Here is an 18462-nt window from a genome sequence, read left to right as displayed (position 1 = left end):
CGACTTAAACGCCCTGTGGCCAGCAATCGGTGGAGTACCGGCCGTCACAACCACTGCATCCCGGCCGCTTTCTGACCGTTCTGCACCGTCTTCTCGACAGCCACTACCGGTGGTGCGTTCGCCGAGCCAGTGCGAGTGACTGAAGTAGGTGCCACGTCGTACGTACAGGCGTGTCGCAGCAGGCCGCGAAGGTGGATACGCTGTTCCTCCACGAGCACGGCGAGGACGTCCGGGTGGTCGCCCAGCGCGACGGCGGGCGCCTGTTCCACGGCGTCCTCGAACTGAAGGAGACGGACGCGGGGCCGCGACCCCGCCGCCTCCGCATCAAGGACGGCTCCGGCGAGGACTTGCGCGCGCCCGACCAGTTCGTCGAACTGGCGCGCCGAGCCACGCGTATCCGCATCTCCGAGCAGACGTCGCCGCTGGCCCGCGAGCGCATCCGCGAGATGCTCGACGGCTACCAGCTCGAGGCGAAGGTGGTCCGGACCTGTCGGTACTGCTCGTCTGCCGGCCGGTACTCGCCCATCACGAGCGAGACGGCCATCGAGGCCGACGGGGAGAGCATCTGTCCCGACTGCGCCCGCGAGGAACTCGACCGGGAACTCGCGTTCGAGGGGGACATCACCGGCGACGCCCGGAAACGACTCGAGGAGCTCCTGCTGGAGGTGCAGGACCTGGACCGCATCACGAACCTCCTGTCGGGCCAACTGGACCCGGACCTGACGAAGTTCGACGAGATATCGGCGACCGTCGACGACATCGACCTCGTGTCGACGGAGACGCTGAACCTCCACCCGGGTATCCAACAGCACGTCGAGTCCCGGTTCGACACGCTGCTGCCGGTCCAGAGTCTCGCCGTCGACCACGGCGCGATGGACGGGCAGGACCAACTGGTCGTCTCCGCGACGGCGACGGGGAAGACGCTGGTCGGCGAACTCGCCGGACTGGACCGCGTCCTCAACGGCAAGGGGACGATGCTGTTCCTGGTCCCGCTGGTCGCGCTGGCCAACCAGAAGTACGAGTCGTTCAAGGAGCGCTACGGGGACATGGTCGACGTCTCCCTGCGCGTGGGCGCGAGTCGCATCGCCGACGAGGGCGGCCGGTTCGACCCCGAGGCCGACGTCATCGTCGGTACCTACGAGGGTATCGACCACGCCCTGCGGACGGGCAAGGACCTCGGCTCCGTGGGCACCGTCGTCATCGACGAGGTGCACACGCTCGGGGAGGACGAGCGAGGCCACCGCCTCGACGGCCTCGTCTCGCGGCTGAAGTACTACTGCGAGCGCGGGACGACCGAGGCCGCTCGCCACGACCGCGGCGGTGGGGAGCAAGCAGACGGGGACACCCAGTGGATATACCTCTCGGCGACGGTGGGCAACCCCGGCGAACTGGCCGAGAAGTTGGGGGCCCAACTCATCGAGTTCGAGGAGCGCCCGGTGCCCATCGAACGCCACGTCACCTTCGCCGACGGCCGCGAGAAGATAGACACGGAGAACAAACTGGTCAAGCGGGCGTTCGACACGAAGTCGAGCAAGGGGTACCGCGGCCAGACCATCATATTCACCAACTCCCGACGGCGCTGTCACCAGATTTCGCGCAAACTGGAGTACAGTTCCGCGCCCTACCACGCCGGGCTGGACAACCGCAAGCGCCAGCAGGTCGAGAAACAGTTCGCCGACCAGGAGTTGGCCGCCGTCGTCACGACGGCCGCGCTGGCCGCGGGGGTGGACTTCCCGGCCTCGCAGGTCGTCTTCGACTCGCTGGCGATGGGTATCGAGTGGCTCACTGTCCAGGAGTTCGAGCAGATGCTCGGCCGTGCGGGGCGGCCCGACTACCACGACAAGGGGACCGTCTACCTCCTCGTCGAACCCGACTGCTCGTACCACAACAGCATGGAGATGACCGAGGACGAGGTGGCGTTCAAGCTACTGAAGGGGGAGATGGAACCGGTCATCACCCGCTACGACGAGGGCGCCGCCGTCGAGGAGACGCTGGCGAACGTCACCGTCGCCGGCACGCAGGCCAAACGGCTCAACGACCGGATGGTCGGCGAGGTGCCGACGAAACACGCGCTCGGGAAACTACTGGAGTACGAGTTCATCGACGGCCTCTCGCCGACGCCGTTGGGGCGCGCGGTCACCCGGCACTTCCTCGCGCCCGACGAGGCGTTCCAGTTGCTCGACGGCATCCGGAAGGGGCTGGACCCCTACGACATCGTCGCCGAGATGGAACTGCGCGAGGAGCAGTAGGGGCGTACCTTCTTGTAGATAGCCCGTCTTGCGGTGGCCATGGGGCTGTTCGACAGCATCCGCCGTGCCGTCGGCGGGGGCGACGACGGGTCGGACGAGACCGAGGCGCGACCGAACATGGTCGACGTCACCGCACTCGGTCCCGACGCGTTTCGTGACCGTGCCGAGAACGCCGCCAGCGACGGCGACCCGCTCGACTTCTCGGTGGCCTCGCTCGAACGGCTCGACGAGGCCATCGCGGCCAAGGACGACTGGACCGAGCGCAGGCCGTCCGACGGGACCGCCTACTCCCCGAAAACCGTCCAGTTCGGGAGCTACCTCGGCGAGGTGCTGGTCCGGACCTACGACGGCGAGTGGACGGCCGACGACGGGTGGGGCGTCACCGTCGCCGGCCGGGACGACGACGTGACCGTCGACGTCTTCGAGGTGGCCGCCCGGTCGGTGGCCGGCGACCCGGTGTTCGCCGCCGTCGCCGAGCGGTTGGAGGCCGAACTCGAACTCGGCGACGAGAGCGGGTCGGACGAGGCCGATTCGACGACCGTCGACGACGAGACGGTGGCCGATGAAGTGTTCCCGACGATGGACGCGGTCGAAACCGACGACGAGACCCCGCCCTCGGCCGAGGACGGGGCCGAGCAACCGCCGGTAGCCGACGCGGCAGACGGACACGCCGACGACCCGGCGACGACCACGGAGACAGTCCCGTCGGACGCCGAGACAGAGCGCGACACGGCGACGACACCCGACCTGCCGGCCGATAGCGACCCCGAAACAGACGCGGCGCGAGCGACCGACGCGGCCGAGGCCGAGCAGTCGGACGTCGACCTGCTCGGTTCTGGTGCGCCCGATTCCGACACCGACGACGACGTCGAGACGGACACGCCGACCGCCCCCGATCCGACCGTCGGGGTCGGCGAACCCCCCTCGACGACTGGCGATACGGGTCCGGCCACGGAGACGGACCCCACGGCGGGCGACGGCCTCCGGGCCGAGTACGCCGCGACGGCGACGGAGTTCACCGACTTCTGGACCGAACACGTCCTCGACTTCACGCCGGCGTCGCTCGCCCGCCTCGACGACCTCGTCGGGGCCGAGTGGGACGACGACCGCTTCTCGGACGCGACGTTCGGGAGCGAGGCCACCTTCGACGACCGCGCGTTCACCAGCGTCACCACCGAACTCGGGAGCTACTTCGGCGAGGTGCTGGTCCGAGCACTCGACGGCGAGTGGTCTGCCGACACCGACCACGAGGCCGTCGTAGTCGTCGAGGGCACCGACGGTCCCCTCGCTGTCCCGGTGTTTCAGGTGGCGGCCAACTCTCTCCGGACGGTGCCGGTGTTCGCCCGGAGCTACGAGGCCCTGTTGTCTGACCTCGGGCGGGACGGCTGACGTAATCCGCAATCTTTTGGCAACCCCGGTCTACTCACCGATGTGTCGTTGCCCCCGGTCACGCCCGCCATGGCGTTCGTGTTCGCGCTGATACTCGTCGCCCTCGCGCTGTTCGCGACGGAGGCGGTGCCGGTAGACGTGACGGCCATCGCCGTGATGGTCGCGCTGATGCTGGCCGAACCCGTCACGGTGACGCTCGTCGACGCCGGCCTGCTGGCCGACCCGCTGTACGTGCTCCACCGACCGGGCGACGATGTCTCGCCCCTGACACAGGGGCTCTCGGGCTTCGCCTCGACGGCGACTATCACCGTGCTGGCGATGTTCATCCTCTCGGACGGCGTCCAGCGGACGGGCATCGTCCAGATCCTCGGGTCGAAACTCGCCGCGCTGACCGGCGACAGCGAGACGCGCCAGCTGGGCGCGACCGTCGGCCTCGTCGGCCCCATCTCCGGCTTTATCAACAACACCGCCGCCGTCGCCATCCTCCTCCCGATGGTGACCGACATCGCGCACAACGGCAAGATTTCGCCGTCGAAACTCCTCCTCCCGCTCTCCTATGCCTCGATGTTCGGCGGGATGCTCACGCTCATCGGCACCTCGACGAACATCCTCGCCTCGCAACTCTCCGCGGAACTGCTCGACCACCCGTTCGGGATGTTCGAGTTCACGCAACTGGGCGTCGTCGTCACCGTCGTCGGCACCGTCTACCTGATGACCGTGGGCCGGTGGCTGGTCCCCGGTCGCATCGAGGCCCGGGAGGACCTCACCGACGAGTTCGAGATGGGCGAGTACCTCACCGAAGTCGTCGTCCGCGAGGACTCCCCTATCGTCGGCCAGACGGTCCGGGAGGCTCTCTCGGAGACGGAGTTCGACGTCGACGTCATCCAACTCGTCCGGGGTGACCGGGTCTTCCTCGAACCGCTGGACCCGAAGTCGATTCAGCCCGGCGACGTGTTCGCGGTCCGGACCGACCGAGACACGCTCGTCGACCTGCTGGACGCCGAGGGGTTGGACCTCATCCCCGAAGTCGACGTCGACGACGCGGAACTGGAGAGCGCCAGCGAACAGCAGAACCTCGTCGAACTCGTCGTCGCGCCGGGGTCCTCGCTCGTCGGCGAGACGCTGGTGTCCTCGAACTTCCGACAGCGCTACGACGCGACGGTGCTGGCCCTGCGCCGCGGGCGCGAACTGTTCCGTCAGCGGATGGACCGCGTCAGCCTGAAAGTCGGCGACACGCTCCTCGTGCAGGCCACCGCCGACAGCATCGAGCGCCTGAACGTCAACCGCGACTTCATCGTCGCACAGGAGGTCCAGCGGCCGGACTTCCGCCGGTCGAAGATTCCCGTCGCCGTCGGCATCGTCGCGGCCGTCGTCGGTGTCGCCGCACTGACTCCCATCCACATCGTCGTCTCGGCGCTGGCCGGCGCCGTGGCGATGGTGCTGACCGGCTGTCTCCGCCCGCAGGAACTGTACGACGCCGTCCAGTGGGACGTCATCTTCCTGCTCGCCGGCGTCATCCCGCTGGGCATCGCGCTGCAGGAGACCGGCGGCGCGGACCTGCTGGCGGACCTGTTCGTCCTCGCCGCCCCCGGCTTGCCCGGCATCGTCGCGCTGGGCCTGATGTACGTCGTCACGGCGGTGCTGACCAACGTCATCTCGAACAACGCCTCGGTGGTGTTGATGATTCCCGTCGCCGTCGAGGCCGCCCAGCAACTGAACGCCAACGCCTTCGCGTTCGTCCTCGCGGTCACGTTCGCCGCGTCGACGGCGTTCATGACGCCGGTGGGCTACCAGACCAACCTCCTCGTCTACGGGCCGGGCGGCTACCGCTTCACCGACTACCTGAAAGTCGGCGCGCCCCTGCAGGCGGTGTTCGCCGTCGTGACCACGCTCGGCATCGCCTTCTTCTGGGGACTTGCGCCTGCGTGACACGGTGCGACGGCCAACGAAACCCTTTACTCGGTGACGGGCGCACGGTGAGATACGGGATCGTGGGGTAGCTTGGTAACCTTCGGGCCTTGGGTGCCCGTGCCCCTAGTTCAAATCTGGGCGATCCCATCCCCTTATCAAAGAAGCAACAAAAACAGCCGGTAGCTAAGCGGCCGTTCGGAGGTGTCTGGGCGTGAATCTTCCAGATACCACCGAGTCGGAGCTATCACTGGGGGACCTACCGGACCCGGTGTGCCGCTTCTGCGGCTGTTTCATCGAAGTGCGCGAGCAAGAGTGCCCCGCGCGAGACGAGGGGGTGTGTCGACCATGAGCCGCGCCGAGCGTAGCTGGCAACCGAGCGACGACCTCCCCGGCATGGTCGGCGGGCCGTCGACGCTCTCGTTCCCCGAGGACTGGACGCTGTCGACAGCATGGGAGCGTGCCCAGCGCGAGAGCGACGAGGGCGGAGCCGTGAACGACGCCGAGCGTATCGTCAGTCTCTCCGACGGCGACGACTACCACCGCGTTCTGTGGGCGCTCAAGGGTCGTACGCTCGTCGCTGAGTGCGACTGTGCGGGCTACAAGTACCATGACGGCTGGTGCGCTCACGTCGCCTCGCTGTGGTGGCAGTGGGTCCGTGGGTGCATCGTCGTGGCCCACCTCGACACCGGGAGAGAGTACCCAGCACCACCAGCATGGCTCCGCCTCGACGACGACCCGACCGCCTACGACTACCTCACTCCTGCCGAACTTGACGCGCTCCTGTCCTGCGACCTCGGTAGCTTCGGCGTTCGGGAGTTCGCCCGCTACACCAACCGCGCGGCCGGCACCATCGGCAACCTGCTGGCCGACGCCCGAGACAAGATGGAGGAACGACGATGACGGAGACCCCACCCTACACACTCTCAGAGCGGGGTGCGGGGGGGTGTCCGCCACCATACCGTCCACTCGAAATGAACCCGAGGTTCACCGCCACCCGGATGCGGGGTACTCGGACCCCTGTTTCATCTGTGTCCGCAACTGACCCCCAATCTGCGGACAGGAGGAACCCATGAGCGGGTCCGGCAGTCGGCTCCCCGGTGACTCCGAGAGCAACGACCGGCACAAGAGCGAAGAACGCGCCGAAGCGCGCTTGAAGGGCACTCTCAGTGCCCGTTTTGCCGAGTACGTCGACTCCCACGACGTTGCCAAGAGCGAGGTGGTCCGCAACGCACTGGACGAGTACCTGCCAGACTCCGAAGGCTCTCAGTACGTGCTGCCCGAGGACCCGGAACTTGCTGATGCGTACCTTGCTCTCGCCGGGGACGAGAAACGGGTGATGACCGTCGATAAGGCCAAGAGCGTGCTGTGTCAGGAGACGCACCCGAACACAGCGAAGAAGCTCATCCGCGAGGAAGTGCTTGAGCCACTGGCCGAGACACCGTTCTTGACGGTGAGCTACGGCCGGGTGGCCCTGCTACCCCTCACTCCAAAAGACAACCTCGCAGGTGGTGACGACGATGAGTGAGCAGTCTGCAGACGATACTGAGTCTACCGTGGACCGTATCCTCGATGTCGTTGATGAGTCCGTTGGTGTCCACACCTACAACACATGGACTGACACCGACGATTACCTCTTTCGCGGCCCTCACGGTCTGCTCGAAAGCATCGGCTGGAACGAACACCATGAGTGCTGGACTCGAAGCCCCTACTGTCGCCAGCCTGTGCTTCGGAGCTACGTCGAGAAGGCGACCGAAGGCAGTCCGGAGTACGTCGCGTGGCACTATGTTACGCGCGACGAGATTGGGGAACCAGAACCGGTATCGGGCGACCCTGTCCGTTGTACGCTCTGTGGAGAAGAGTTCGAGGGCGGGAACATATTGGCGTGGCACCTTGCCGACGTCCACCAACTTGCCGAAGACAAGCACCAGATGGAGTTTGGGGCTAAAGTCCCGACTGGTCAGCAGTCACTTGCCCGATACGCTACCGATGGTGGGCGCTCAGTAGACACGGCCACTGACCAGCAGAGCGACACGTAGTTATCCGGCTACTGTCGCTTTGGTTGCTTGCTTAATTATTAATTTCTCAACAGGTTTTATTTCTAGTAGGTCCGTCCGTTGTTTCGGAGGACCTTACAGAAGTGACTGAGAGAATTGAATATGGTACAAAAGCGGCCGCTGACGCCGCGAGAGATGAGTATAGCGAGTACCTGTGCAGTGACGACGACAAGCGCCTCAAGACCGTAGCGTTCGCGGAGAGCGGCACGCCCGAGAGTGTGCTTGAGGACGCCCGCCTGATGGCCGACGATTCGCACGTCGACACGGGCGAGAGTAGCGGCAGTGTCCCGCTCACCGACGAAGAGAAGGACGAAATCGACTTCTCAGAAACGGATACATGGACCGCGAGAGCGGCGAAAGGGGCGTTTCTGGACGAAGGTGTGAACGACTGGCTCACCTACTGGTCGGAGGACCTGACGACGACCGGCGAAGCCCGCGAGGCGGCAAAGCGAGCGAAGCAAGACGAGAAAGATACCCGCCTCGACGCCGGCCCCAGCGACGAAGAGCGCGCCCACCAGTACGGGAAGCGCGCTCGGCAGGCACAGGACCGGCAGTGCAACCACATCGAGGGCGAGTGTGAGAACGGCGATCCGGAAGCCTGCGAGTTCCTGACCGAACACTGCGGCTACGACGAGAGCGAGGTTTCGGCACTCCTCGACGACCAGCGCCATGCGAGCGAGCAGGATGTGTTGGTCACTGTCGGCGGCGACGAGTACCCCGAGATGGAGGTAACGCCCGAGGTAGCCGGTGCGCTTCGGGACTCGTGGACCGGCTACAAAGGCGGTCTAAGCGGCATTGAGCGCGCTTTATCCGATGCCCGCGAAGCGGTCATCAACACGCGGCAGGCATGGCGGGCCATCAACCGGATTCGGGAAGCGAACGGGCAGGACCCGATGCACCCCGACCGGCTGCACACCCTGCTTGACGCCCTTGACGGGATGCCCGCGAACATCCCCGAGGTGCGGACGCTCGACCACTACGCCGGGTCGGAGACCGACCGGTCGGCGGTGCTTGAGACCGACGACCAGCGCACTCTGGGCGGCGACCGCGCCGACGACCAGGCCCGACTGGCCGGTGGTGAGCAGGGCGAGCGCGGTCAAGGCGAGGTGGTCGACCAGACCGAGGAGAATCCCGGCGGCCTGCTGGCCGACGAGCGTGCCGACACCACCGACCCCGAGGACACAGAGCAGCAGAAACCCGACGCCTTCCGGGTCGCTGAAGGCGGTCAAGAGACGCTATGAGCAAGAAACCCAGTATTTTCACCCGCATCTGCATGGCTATCTCGGCCTTGCAGGGGAACGAGGTAGAAATAGTCACCTACGAGCAGCAGACCAGAGGAGCGTATCAGTGCCCTGTAGACGGCTGCACTGAGCGGTTTCAGTTCCCGAAGGCGGTGAAAACCCACATCGACGCCTCAGGTGACACGACGCACGAGGACGAGACCTCCCGAGACTACGACATTCATCCGGTGGAGCTATGACAGGACCAGCCTGCCCCGTTGAGGGGTGCGACTACAACGAAGACGGCGAGAAGAGCAAGCAGAGCGTCCGACGGCACATCAACGCGAAGACCGACGACGCTCACAGCGACAAGCAAGCACTCAGGAGCGCGCTTAACCGCCCTGACGAGGGCGCCGAGCAGGGCGCTCAGGGCGCTCCCGACGAGGACGGCGACGACGAGCAGGGCGAAGCAGCAGAAGAGGGCGCTGAACCGGCCGACAAGCAGGAGAACGACCAGCAAGAGATGGACCAGTCTGAGGAGTACGAGCAGCAGTTAGAAGCATCGACCGGCGAAGAGAGCGGAGAGAGCACCGACGAGAGCACCGAAACCGAGGGACAGCAGGGGAGCGAGAGCAGCACCACGAGCGGCGGTAGTGGCCCCTCACTGAGGGCGGTGCTGGGTGGTCTCGGTGGTCTGGCCCTGATCGCTATCGCGCTCGCCGGTGGCTCCGACGACGCCGACCAGCCGGAACCGGAGCCGATGGAAGTGGAGAGCGAGGTGGCCGACGTAGACGAGGACACCGAGGACACTGACGAGAACGGCGACGGCTTCAGTGCCACCGGGTGGGACGAATGAGCGGTGCCGAAGCGACCGATGCAGAGCAGGCACCGACCGACCCGGAGAGTGACCAGCCCGAGGACGACGGCGAGGAGGTGCCCGACGTCGAACCTGACGAGAAAGCCGACGTGGACCTCGAAGCGCTGGACGTCGACCCCGACGAGGTAGAGGAGACGGCCGGTGCCGGCGCCGAGGACGACCGCGACGACGAGCAGGACGATACTGGCGACGAGCAGCCAGACGACGGACTCCCCGCCCCGGACAGCGAGACGTGGGGAGACCAGTACGTCGACATGCTGGCACTCGTCCTCGGGGAGATAGCGGCGGCAGACGGTGAACCGGGCAAGACCGCCGAGGACATCGAGGAACTGGCGCGTGCCCCGCCGGTCGAACTTGACGACAACGTAGATCAGTGGCTTGCCGAGGCCGGCATGGGGCAGGACGTACCGCCCGGCAAGGCCGTCGCAATCGGCACAGCGGGCCTCGTGCTGGTTATCCTGCTGACGGAGACCGACATGGCGACCGACGCAGTGGACGCACTGAGCGAGCAACTGAACGGCGACTTACTCAACTTCTGACGATGCTTACGGACAAACTTCAGCGAGCGCGAGAGGCAAAGGCAGAAATCCAGAACCCCCACGAGAGCGAGCGAATCCGTGCAATCGCGGAGGTGCTGGCGACCATCCAGACCGAGACGAGAGGTGCAGTGATGGACCAGCGGGATACCCTCGGTGTCGAGACCGACGACGACACCGATCGACTCGACAAGAGCGAGCGAGTCGGCCAGATTCTGGACGTGGTGGACGGCTACGGGCCGGGCGGGCCGTCGCTGGCCGAAATCTGGCTTCGGCAGTGCGCTCCCGACGACCTCAACACCGAGGACCCGGAAGCACTGGCGCAGTACGCGGAGATGAGCCACGAGGAGTGGACTGCCCAGATAGAGCGATGGGCACAGACGTACCGTGACAGTGGCGCCGACGCGATGCATTCGGACCGCTCGCTGGCTGACGCGCACGTTTCCGGGAAGTGGGGCGTCTCACTGGAACGGTTCGAGTCGGTGGTGGTCGACTGGAACGCGGGGGACGCCCTGACCGACCTGCTGGGCGGTCCGTCCGAAGCGACCGAGGAGGCCGTGCGGGCCAACACGGAGGCGCTGGCATGAACCCCGACACAGACGAGGTGCTGCAAGCTCTCGGGGTGGGTCTGCTGGCCGCTGCACTCATCGCCACAGTGGAACGGCGTGGGCGAGACCGGGCACAGTCAGAAACCGACGAGAGACCGGACCACGCCGTTCTAACAGAGGTGGACCTGACAGCACTGGCTGACGGAGAAGCACAGACGGTCGGCACTGCACAGGGCGAGACGGTGCGCCTCGAAGCGGTCGACGTCGAGGAGGACGACAGCGACGAATGAATGACGACTGTACGCGCTCCCGGCGGGAGTGTGATGCTTGCGGCCGGCCCATCTGCCGGCGTTGCTCCCGGTGCTGTGAGCGGGTCCCTGCCGACCCCCACGCGACGGCGTGGACGGTCCGGTGCCCGTCGTGGTGGTGCCGTCTCCGCAAGCGTCTCCGCCGTCGACCACTCCGGCGCGGCGACACACCACGAACCGGCGTCTGCACGGGGGCCGACGAGTGAGCGCCCTGCTGTTCGCCGCACAGAGCGGCTGGGGGAAGTCCTACCACGGGCAAGCGTGGATGGAGAGCAACGCAGACGCCTACGAGTCGCTGACAGTCCTGGACTACTGTGGCGAGTACCGCGGTCTCGTCAAGGCGGGGCTGGCCTCTCACTGGATAGTGGGACCGGCCGAAAAGGACCTATCAGCCGACCAGTGGCGGCACATCCTCGTGAGCAACCCTCACGTCGTTCTTGAACGTCACAGCGTGCTGACGGCCGACGAGTGGCGCGTGGTCTGTGCCCGTGTCGCCGCGGCCGCTCGGACCATCGACAGGGACGAGTTGATAGTGGTCGACGAAGCCCATTTCGTCGCCCCGCAGAAGGAGAAGACCCCGAAGCCCATCAAGGAGATAGCGACGACCGGCCGGGGTGACGGTACTTCCTCGATGTGGATTTCTCAGCGGCTTGCTGAGTTGGAGAAGACCATCACAACACAGTGTCAGGCACGGGTTCTCGGTGGCTTCCGTGGCGGTGATGTAGGGGCAGTGGACCTTGAGTACCCTGAGGACCTGCACAACCCCGCGACAGACGTACCAGCATCCCGACTCCCTGACGCACTACTGCCAACGGACCGTAAGACGCCGACGACGCTTCAACTCCACAAGGACGACGACGGCAACACAGTGGGCAGTGAGTGGGTATACAGCGACAACAGCGGTGAAGTACGCCGTATCAACACGGCCAACGTGACCATGCACAGCACGCACTACGGGAGCGAAGGGAACGACCTCCAACCACCGGAGTACACTGCATGAGCGTACAAATCACACTCTACGGAGAGAGTGCCGAGCGATTCGAGAACGCACAGGAGCAGATTGCACGGGACCGTCCCGGTAGCAAGCCGGGCAACGCTGAGACGGTGCGCGTGCTGCTGGACGAAGGCGGCTACTGAACCGGTCAGACTGTCTCGCACATTCGCGTCCGATTCACACCCAATTCTCAATTCGTCGGTTCTTGAAGTTTAGAGAGTCTAAACGGTGGGTTGCATGGATTTTGGTAATGCAATGTCGACCCTCGCATCCGAGGACTACGTGACGGACGTGGCTCTCGTGATGGGTGGGTTCGCTGCACCGGCAGCAGTCAAGTACGGAGTCGAAGACAAGATGGGCAAGGACCTGCCTGACGAAGCGTACGGCCTGACAGTCGCGGCGGGCGGGGCCCTCTACGGCGGCGCCGGTCGCAAGGTCGCTATCGGCGGCGGCGTCCACACGCTCGAAGCGCTCCGAACGCGGTTCATGGAGGGTAACTGATGGGGGTCGACCTCTTCGCGTCTGAGGGCAAGACGGCCGACGCCGTCACCGTCTCGCAGAACGCGCCCTCGTCGCCGGTCCCGACGCCGATTCTCGAAATCGATCCGAACCGGGGCCAGTTCCTCCGGTTCTTCAACAAGGTGGCGAAGGGTGCCGCGCAGGGCATCCCCATCTATCTGGACCTGCGGGACTCCAACGACGACCCGCTTCCGGTGAACACGACGCTGTACTTCGCCATCAAGCCCAACGGCCACACCACCAACATCCTCGTCTCCGAGGTGGTCGAGTCCATCGACCAGTACGTGACGCTCTCCATCTCGGAGCAGCGGAACGTGGACAACATCGACGCGGCGAAGCTGACGCTTCAGTTCCCCGAGACCCACCCCGAGAAGGCCGGGGACCCTACCGAGTTCGTCGACGTCCGAGACATCGACCAGCTCTTCCTCTTCTGCGACTCGCAGGCACAGGTTGACTGGTCGAACTCCTCGGCGTACATCGAGAGTGATGCCGTCGAGCAGCGGAACCGGGCGTGACCATGAACGGAGACCTCGCACAGCGGCTTGAACGGACGAACCGCCAGCCCGGCCACATCACCCCCGGCAAGATGGACACGCAGGTCAACAGTCAGGGGCAGCGGTCGGAAATCGGCAGCTACCGGCTGGACACTGCCCACTACCTGCGACAGGGGCGGGACAACGCGCTCAAGGTCGCTGTCCCGGCCTACGAGGGCAAGACCAGCGACGGCACGGCCGACAACACCGAGACGTTCACACTCTCGCACGACGTGACGGACACGCCCGTCACGCAGTCGGTCGTCGTCTGGCTGGACGGGACGTACTACGGGACGCCTGACTCGGTGGACTACACCAACAACACCATCGACGTGACGGACCCCGGAACCGGCAGCAACGTCCACATCTACTACGTGGCTGCTGACGCCGCCTCGCTGGAGATTCGGAAGGTCGACCCCGGCGAGTCGACCAGTCAGAGCCAACGGGTCTACTCGGGCAACCTCGGACTGGTCCACCAATCGCCCCAGCTAGAGCAGCCCGAGTACATGACGCTGAACGACGGCGAGATGCACCCGTGGGTGGCTGCCGACCAGCAGCTCGTTGCTTACGTCGACGCGCCGTACACCATCCGCTGGACCGACCCGGACGGCGACGGTACAGAGCCGACGAACGCACTCCTGCATGTCCCTGTCCTGCGAGGGAGCCGCGAGGTGCCCGGCCTCCGGTCGGCCATCATCGCAGGCATGGGGCGGTAGTCGGAGGCCCTACCGTGACTTTTCAGAGCGATTACACCGCGATATGGGAGAGCGGCGCAGACCCCGCCAGTGACGACTTCGAGGACTCGGTGAGTATCACCACCGACGAGCAGGCAGACGAGTCGGCACAGGCGAGCAACAACCAGACTAACGGCCCGCTGACGCCTACGACCGTCGTGCAGGGCAGCGGGTGGACCGAGGACGACGTGATGCTGGCCGCGCAGGCCATCAACGTCCTACTGTTCCTCATACTGGTCTACGAGACGTTCTACGGAGGTGCCTGAGATGGCATACACGTACAACGGCGTGACCTACGGGTCTGGCGGGACCATCACCGACGGAGAGGAGAATCTGGACGACGCCAGAGAGGCAACAGCAACGTGGGAGTCCGACACGTCCGACGACTCCGACACCACCGACACGTCGACCAGCAGCGACAGCTACGACGGCTACACCGGTGGCAGTGCGTCGGACCACTACGGCGACAGCGACCCGGACGCCAACAACGAGGACGGCGCCAACGTCGTGGACGGCGACGGTGACGGGTCGGTCAACACTCCCGACGGCAGCACGTCGACCGACACCGACGACGGCGACCGCCACGAGGGGCTGTTTGGCGGTGCGACCGGCACCGAGTCCGACGACGGCTTCGGAGTCGACACCGACGACGACGGGGTGCAGGACCAGAACGACCCCAACCCCGACCGGAGCAACGGGGGTGACTCGTCTACCGACGACGGGGTGAACCAGTCCGACCCCGACGCGGCCCCGACCGAGGACCAGAACGCCAACGAGAGCGTCCAGCAGGTAGAGGAAAGCGTGACGGCACTCCGCGAGGACGTGCGCGACTCCATCGAGGCGCTGCAAGCCGAGATGCAGGGACAGACCGCAAGCACCGACGCCAGCCCGGCACTGGCACTCGGCCTACTGGCGCTCGTCGGTGGAGGTCTCTACGTGACTCAGGGAGGGCCGTCGGATGCCTGAGATAGAGGCCAGCATCGAGGAGATGGACGAGCAAGAGCGAGAGACACAGCGCCAGCGCATCGAAGAAGACGGGGGTGCAGCGTGACGGTCGTACCGGAACCCTCCGAGGGAGATGTGGGGTACAACGATCCCATCACGCGGCGCCTCAACGCTGGCGAAGTGCTGATAGTGACGTTCGAGCCGACCCAGCGCGTGACGGACTTCGTGCTGCCGTTCCTCGCCATGTCGAAGCAGCCGGACAGCAGTTACGAGGTGTGGATGGACGGGCAGCGCCAGTACGGCCCGGCACCCATCCCGCCGACGGACATCGACGACATGACGCCGACGTTCCTGCCGGCGAAGCGGTTCAGTGAGTCCATGACCGTCTACGTGCGGAACCTCTCGGACACGACCGCCCGGACCTACTCGGTCCAGCCCATCGGCTGGGAGGTGAACGATGGGACTTGATACCTTCGCGGAAGTGGGCGAACTCCAGACTGTGCAGGACAGTCAGGGGGACAAGCAGGCCCCGGCCAACGAGGCCGAGCAGCAGGCCATCCGCGAGGCCGTCGGGAACCCGAGCGGCGCGACCATCGAGACGTACAACACCAGCAGCACGAGCGCCGAGCAACTGCCCGACCTGACGATACCGGACGGGGTGACGGCACTCGTCGTCTACCTGCCGGGCAACGCCGGAGACGTGTATCTCGGGGACTCGGCCGAGCAGTTCATCCCGCTCACCGACCCCGGTCACGTCTTCGAGTGGGAGGCGTCGACCACCGCCGACCTCTACGTGAAAGCGAACTCGTCGGGTGATGGCGTCGGCATCGTCTTCGAGGGGGCGCAGTAGATGGCTGACATTCGCGTCCGATTCGTCGACTACCGAGACGAGCAGGCCGCGGACCAGCCTTTCCCGGTCGAAGTCGGTATCAACAACCTCGAAACGGTTGGGCCGGTCGGCTGGGGTCCGGTGGTCTGTCCCGACTCCGGCGCCGTCAACAACGGCCACATGACCGACGTGACGCTCACTATCCGCAACTCCTCGGGGTCGACCGTGGAGACGCTTGAGGAGCCGCTGTGCGTCCCGGTCAACCGTCCCTCGCTCGCCGGACAGGCCAACGCGACGGCGGAGTTCCAGCCGTCGCTACCGCCCGGAGAGTACACCGTGACGGCCGAGGTGGCCGTCCGGGGAAACAACGGGACCGACACATCACAGCCGCAATCTCTCACCGTCTCGGAGGGGACAGACAGTCTCCCCGGTGGCGATGCAGACCGCGGGTTCTGGCAGGACCCCGGCCCAGACGGGAACGACGGGAGCGACCCGTTCGCCGCCATCCCCGGAGTGACCGCGACCGAGGCGAAGGTCGGCGGAGGGCTACTGGTCCTGTTGATGCTGCTGTGGGTAGCGGCGCCGTACGCCTCTCTCGGGGCGTCCCTCGCGGGAGGTGGTCGGTGATGGAGGCAGTGACTGCCTACGTCGTGCAGGCAGCGGCCATCATCACGGCCTCGGCAGCGATCTACGCGGCGGGGGCCATCCGGTCCATCAAGCAGCAGGTATCGACCAACACCCAGCGGAGCAAGCGCAACGCACAGATGCTCACCGGCAGGAACTCGCACCTACGCGGGGCACTCCCCCGGCTCCGGCGCATTGAGCAGAAGGTACTCGGCGCCGTCCGAACCGTCGCCAGTGGCGACGAGGAGGGCCAGTAAGATGGCCGGACTCAACGCGGCACCCGGCGGCGGGTGGGACTACATACAGGCCGACACGCCCGCCGACCCTGAGAAGGGAGAATCGTGGTACGACACGGACGGCGGGACCGACGGGAACGGCGAGGCGAAGGTCTACGATGGCACCCAGTGGGACGTGACGGGGTACATCAGCCACGACCAGCTCAACAACGTCTCGGCGGCCGACCATCACGACCCGGTGACGGTGACGGCACCGCTCACCCGGTCGGCACAGGCCCTCGCTCTGGCGCTGGGCAATGCGCTCACCGTCGACGCGAACGACGACCTCGCCGTTGACGAGTCGGCCATCTCGCTGTCGAACCTGTCCGGCTACCCCATCGGGACGGGGGACCTCGGGTTTGACACGGCCACGCAGAGCGAGTTAGACGGCCACGCCGGGGACACGACGAACCCCCACAACGTCACCGACGACCAGACCGGAGCGGCCGCGGCCCTGTCGAACCACGAGAGCGACCCCGACCGCCACCACAGTCAGCCGACCGGGACGCAATCCCAATCGGTCGACGGGACGTTTCGGACGGACATTACGGGGACCAATTCTGCGTATGTTATACTGACCGAGGGTGAGACTGGTACGGCGGTGACAACGGTCACCCAACCGCAAAATCTCATAGTCGCCTCGGGGTGGCAATCGGATGTAGAAGTTAGCCCCTACATATCCTCGGACACCTTCGACGCCGACTACACTGTGAGGGTGCGAGACTTCAGCGGACAGACGCACTTCTTAGAATCGGGGACGCTAACTCAGGATGGCCGCGTCACGACACAGTCTACAGATATGCCGCCCCGTGCGGTGGAGAAAGTGGAGTGTACGTTCACCCTGAATAGCGCCGAAAGTCCGAACGATGACCACGAGTGTTACGTGTACAGCGGATACCCGTACCAGACCTACGTCGGCAACCACAGCCACAGTATCTAACCATGCAGGCAACACTACCAGCGATTCCGACGCCAGAGGCACAGACTCTCGCTCTCGCGGTCCTATGCTTCGTGGGAGGGATGGCGGTGCCCACCCGCTTCGGCATCGAGCGAGTGGAAGGGTTCGGCCGGTGGGTCGCCGTCAAGCTGCCGTACAAGTCCCCGCCGGGGATGGACGAGCAGCAGGGAATGAAGCGGGCGGTCTACGGTGAGGGCAGTGTCGTCGAGGACGGCGACGACCAACAGGCCGACCCCGACACGGCGCCGGTCGACAGTGAGGCCGGCGGGGAGAGCGCCCAGCAGTGATGTGGCCGTACCATCTCGCGCCGGACGGCAACGCGGCGCTGCCCCATCACTACTACATCGGCATGGGACTGGTCGCTCTCGTCGCGGCCATCGTTTGGGACGACCATCCGAAGCGGGAGCCTGTGGCGGTCATGATGGCCGCTGTGGGCGGTTGTTTCGCTTTCGGGTCCGTCTGGCCCCGGTACCCGGTCATCGGCGCCACGCTGGCGCTCGTCGCCAATGCGATGGTGATACTCGCTCCGCTTCGGCCGGCGTGGTGGTCGCTGTGGCCCCGGCGGCATCAGGTGGGCATCATCCTGTTGGGACTGCTGGCCGCCGACGACGTGGTACAGCACGCGATGGGCTGGCCGACGCCGATTGACCACCTCTGGAAGGCGGGCGGTCGGGCGGCGGTGGTCGACGTCTTCGGGGTGGTCGCTCATGTCGTCTGACCGGCCCGACGACCTGCTGGCGACGGTCGCGGAGCCGGTCGACGACTCGCCGCCCCTGCGCTTCGAGGAGATCGGGGACGAGGCGGTGGTGACAGTCGGCGGCACCGAGGAGCTACTCCGATGCGACCCGTCGGCGGTCGTCGAGGCGACCAGATAGGCCGCCCGAGAACCCCTCATTCTGGTGCAATCCTACCCGATTTGAGGCCTGCTGACCCCCGAGTTGACCGAAAAAACTAGATGT

The 18462-nt window shown here is 65.8% G+C and carries 27 protein-coding genes and 1 tRNA gene; all 28 read left to right on the top strand.

Annotation, left to right across the window (positions count from 1 at the left end):
• Nucleotides 1–170: 170 nt before the first annotated feature.
• Nucleotides 171–2249: a DEAD/DEAH box helicase gene (locus EGH21_RS05520; protein ID WP_220617484.1), complete on the top strand. Its 2079-nt coding sequence runs from the start codon at nt 171–173 to the stop codon at nt 2247–2249.
• 39 nt (nt 2250–2288) lie between these two features.
• Nucleotides 2289–3638, top strand: coding sequence for a hypothetical protein (locus tag EGH21_RS05515; RefSeq protein ID WP_220617483.1), 1350 nt, complete (start codon nt 2289–2291; stop codon nt 3636–3638).
• A 69-nt stretch (nt 3639–3707) separates the two neighbouring features.
• Nucleotides 3708–5567: an SLC13 family permease gene (locus tag EGH21_RS05510; protein WP_220617482.1), complete on the top strand. Its 1860-nt coding sequence runs from the start codon at nt 3708–3710 to the stop codon at nt 5565–5567.
• Nucleotides 5568–5623: 56 nt separating this feature from the next.
• A tRNA-Pro gene (locus EGH21_RS05505) sits at nt 5624–5696 on the top strand.
• Nucleotides 5697–5894: 198 nt separating this feature from the next.
• Nucleotides 5895–6449, top strand: a complete 555-nt coding sequence (locus EGH21_RS05500) for an SWIM zinc finger family protein (RefSeq protein ID WP_220617481.1) — start codon at nt 5895–5897, stop codon at nt 6447–6449.
• A 169-nt stretch (nt 6450–6618) separates the two neighbouring features.
• Nucleotides 6619–7074 carry a hypothetical protein gene (locus tag EGH21_RS05495; RefSeq protein ID WP_220617480.1) on the top strand — a complete coding sequence of 152 codons (456 nt, stop codon included), beginning with the start codon at nt 6619–6621 and terminating at the stop codon, nt 7072–7074.
• Nucleotides 7067–7585 (top strand): hypothetical protein, encoded by a 519-nt coding sequence (locus EGH21_RS05490; RefSeq protein ID WP_220617479.1) that lies wholly within the window; start codon nt 7067–7069, stop codon nt 7583–7585. The genes EGH21_RS05495 and EGH21_RS05490 overlap by 8 nt, the downstream gene beginning before the upstream one ends.
• Before the next feature lie 101 nt (nt 7586–7686).
• Complete coding sequence (locus tag EGH21_RS05485) at nt 7687–8844, top strand: hypothetical protein (RefSeq protein WP_220617478.1); 1158 nt, start codon at nt 7687–7689, stop codon at nt 8842–8844.
• The gene (locus EGH21_RS05480; protein WP_220617477.1) at nt 8841–9083 is read left to right on the top strand and encodes a hypothetical protein; all 243 of its coding nucleotides are present in this window, start codon (nt 8841–8843) and stop codon (nt 9081–9083) included. Before EGH21_RS05485 ends, EGH21_RS05480 begins: the two co-directional genes overlap by 4 nt.
• On the top strand, nt 9080–9679 hold the full coding sequence (locus EGH21_RS05475; RefSeq protein ID WP_220617476.1) for a hypothetical protein: 600 nt from the start codon (nt 9080–9082) through the stop codon (nt 9677–9679). The genes EGH21_RS05480 and EGH21_RS05475 overlap by 4 nt, the downstream gene beginning before the upstream one ends.
• Nucleotides 9676–10239 (top strand): hypothetical protein, encoded by a 564-nt coding sequence (locus EGH21_RS05470; protein WP_220617475.1) that lies wholly within the window; start codon nt 9676–9678, stop codon nt 10237–10239. Before EGH21_RS05475 ends, EGH21_RS05470 begins: the two co-directional genes overlap by 4 nt.
• A 2-nt stretch (nt 10240–10241) precedes the next feature.
• The gene (locus EGH21_RS05465; protein ID WP_220617474.1) at nt 10242–10823 is read left to right on the top strand and encodes a hypothetical protein; all 582 of its coding nucleotides are present in this window, start codon (nt 10242–10244) and stop codon (nt 10821–10823) included.
• On the top strand, nt 10820–11074 hold the full coding sequence (locus EGH21_RS05460; RefSeq protein WP_220617473.1) for a hypothetical protein: 255 nt from the start codon (nt 10820–10822) through the stop codon (nt 11072–11074). Before EGH21_RS05465 ends, EGH21_RS05460 begins: the two co-directional genes overlap by 4 nt.
• Nucleotides 11075–11294: 220 nt before the next feature.
• Nucleotides 11295–12092: an ATP-binding protein gene (locus EGH21_RS05455; RefSeq protein WP_328765338.1), complete on the top strand. Its 798-nt coding sequence runs from the start codon at nt 11295–11297 to the stop codon at nt 12090–12092.
• Nucleotides 12089–12229: a hypothetical protein gene (locus EGH21_RS05450; RefSeq protein WP_220617472.1), complete on the top strand. Its 141-nt coding sequence runs from the start codon at nt 12089–12091 to the stop codon at nt 12227–12229. Before EGH21_RS05455 ends, EGH21_RS05450 begins: the two co-directional genes overlap by 4 nt.
• 112 nt (nt 12230–12341) lie before the next feature.
• Nucleotides 12342–12587, top strand: coding sequence for a hypothetical protein (locus tag EGH21_RS05445; RefSeq protein ID WP_236035429.1), 246 nt, complete (start codon nt 12342–12344; stop codon nt 12585–12587).
• On the top strand, nt 12587–13120 hold the full coding sequence (locus tag EGH21_RS05440; RefSeq protein ID WP_220617470.1) for a hypothetical protein: 534 nt from the start codon (nt 12587–12589) through the stop codon (nt 13118–13120). The genes EGH21_RS05445 and EGH21_RS05440 overlap by 1 nt, the downstream gene beginning before the upstream one ends.
• Nucleotides 13121–13122: 2 nt before the next feature.
• A complete protein-coding gene (locus EGH21_RS05435; RefSeq protein ID WP_220617469.1) occupies nt 13123–13854 on the top strand; it encodes a hypothetical protein in 732 nt (243 codons plus the stop codon).
• Between the two features lie 14 nt (nt 13855–13868).
• Complete coding sequence (locus tag EGH21_RS05430; protein WP_220617468.1) at nt 13869–14138, top strand: hypothetical protein; 270 nt, start codon at nt 13869–13871, stop codon at nt 14136–14138.
• A 1-nt stretch (nt 14139) separates the two neighbouring features.
• Nucleotides 14140–14838 (top strand): hypothetical protein, encoded by a 699-nt coding sequence (locus EGH21_RS05425; RefSeq protein ID WP_220617467.1) that lies wholly within the window; start codon nt 14140–14142, stop codon nt 14836–14838.
• A gap of 81 nt (nt 14839–14919) precedes the next feature.
• Nucleotides 14920–15285: a hypothetical protein gene (locus tag EGH21_RS05420; RefSeq protein WP_220617466.1), complete on the top strand. Its 366-nt coding sequence runs from the start codon at nt 14920–14922 to the stop codon at nt 15283–15285.
• Nucleotides 15275–15667: a hypothetical protein gene (locus EGH21_RS05415; protein WP_220617465.1), complete on the top strand. Its 393-nt coding sequence runs from the start codon at nt 15275–15277 to the stop codon at nt 15665–15667. Before EGH21_RS05420 ends, EGH21_RS05415 begins: the two co-directional genes overlap by 11 nt.
• Entirely contained in the window at nt 15668–16273 is a 606-nt protein-coding gene (locus EGH21_RS05410) for a hypothetical protein (protein WP_220617464.1), read from the top strand.
• A complete protein-coding gene (locus EGH21_RS05405; RefSeq protein ID WP_220617463.1) occupies nt 16273–16527 on the top strand; it encodes a hypothetical protein in 255 nt (84 codons plus the stop codon). Before EGH21_RS05410 ends, EGH21_RS05405 begins: the two co-directional genes overlap by 1 nt.
• A 1-nt stretch (nt 16528) precedes the next feature.
• Complete coding sequence (locus tag EGH21_RS05400) at nt 16529–17485, top strand: hypothetical protein (protein ID WP_220617462.1); 957 nt, start codon at nt 16529–16531, stop codon at nt 17483–17485.
• Nucleotides 17486–17571: 86 nt separating this feature from the next.
• Nucleotides 17572–17790 (top strand): hypothetical protein, encoded by a 219-nt coding sequence (locus EGH21_RS24030; RefSeq protein WP_236035428.1) that lies wholly within the window; start codon nt 17572–17574, stop codon nt 17788–17790.
• Nucleotides 17790–18221, top strand: coding sequence for a hypothetical protein (locus tag EGH21_RS05390; RefSeq protein ID WP_236035427.1), 432 nt, complete (start codon nt 17790–17792; stop codon nt 18219–18221). The genes EGH21_RS24030 and EGH21_RS05390 overlap by 1 nt, the downstream gene beginning before the upstream one ends.
• The gene (locus tag EGH21_RS05385; RefSeq protein ID WP_220617460.1) at nt 18211–18378 is read left to right on the top strand and encodes a hypothetical protein; all 168 of its coding nucleotides are present in this window, start codon (nt 18211–18213) and stop codon (nt 18376–18378) included. Before EGH21_RS05390 ends, EGH21_RS05385 begins: the two co-directional genes overlap by 11 nt.
• Nucleotides 18379–18462: the final 84 nt, after the last annotated feature.

The sequence above is a fragment of the Haloarcula rubra genome (genome assembly GCF_019599465.1).
GTDB classification, from domain to species: Archaea; Halobacteriota; Halobacteria; order Halobacteriales; family Haloarculaceae; genus Haloarcula; species Haloarcula rubra.
This window is presented reverse-complemented; position numbering and strand designations above follow the sequence as displayed.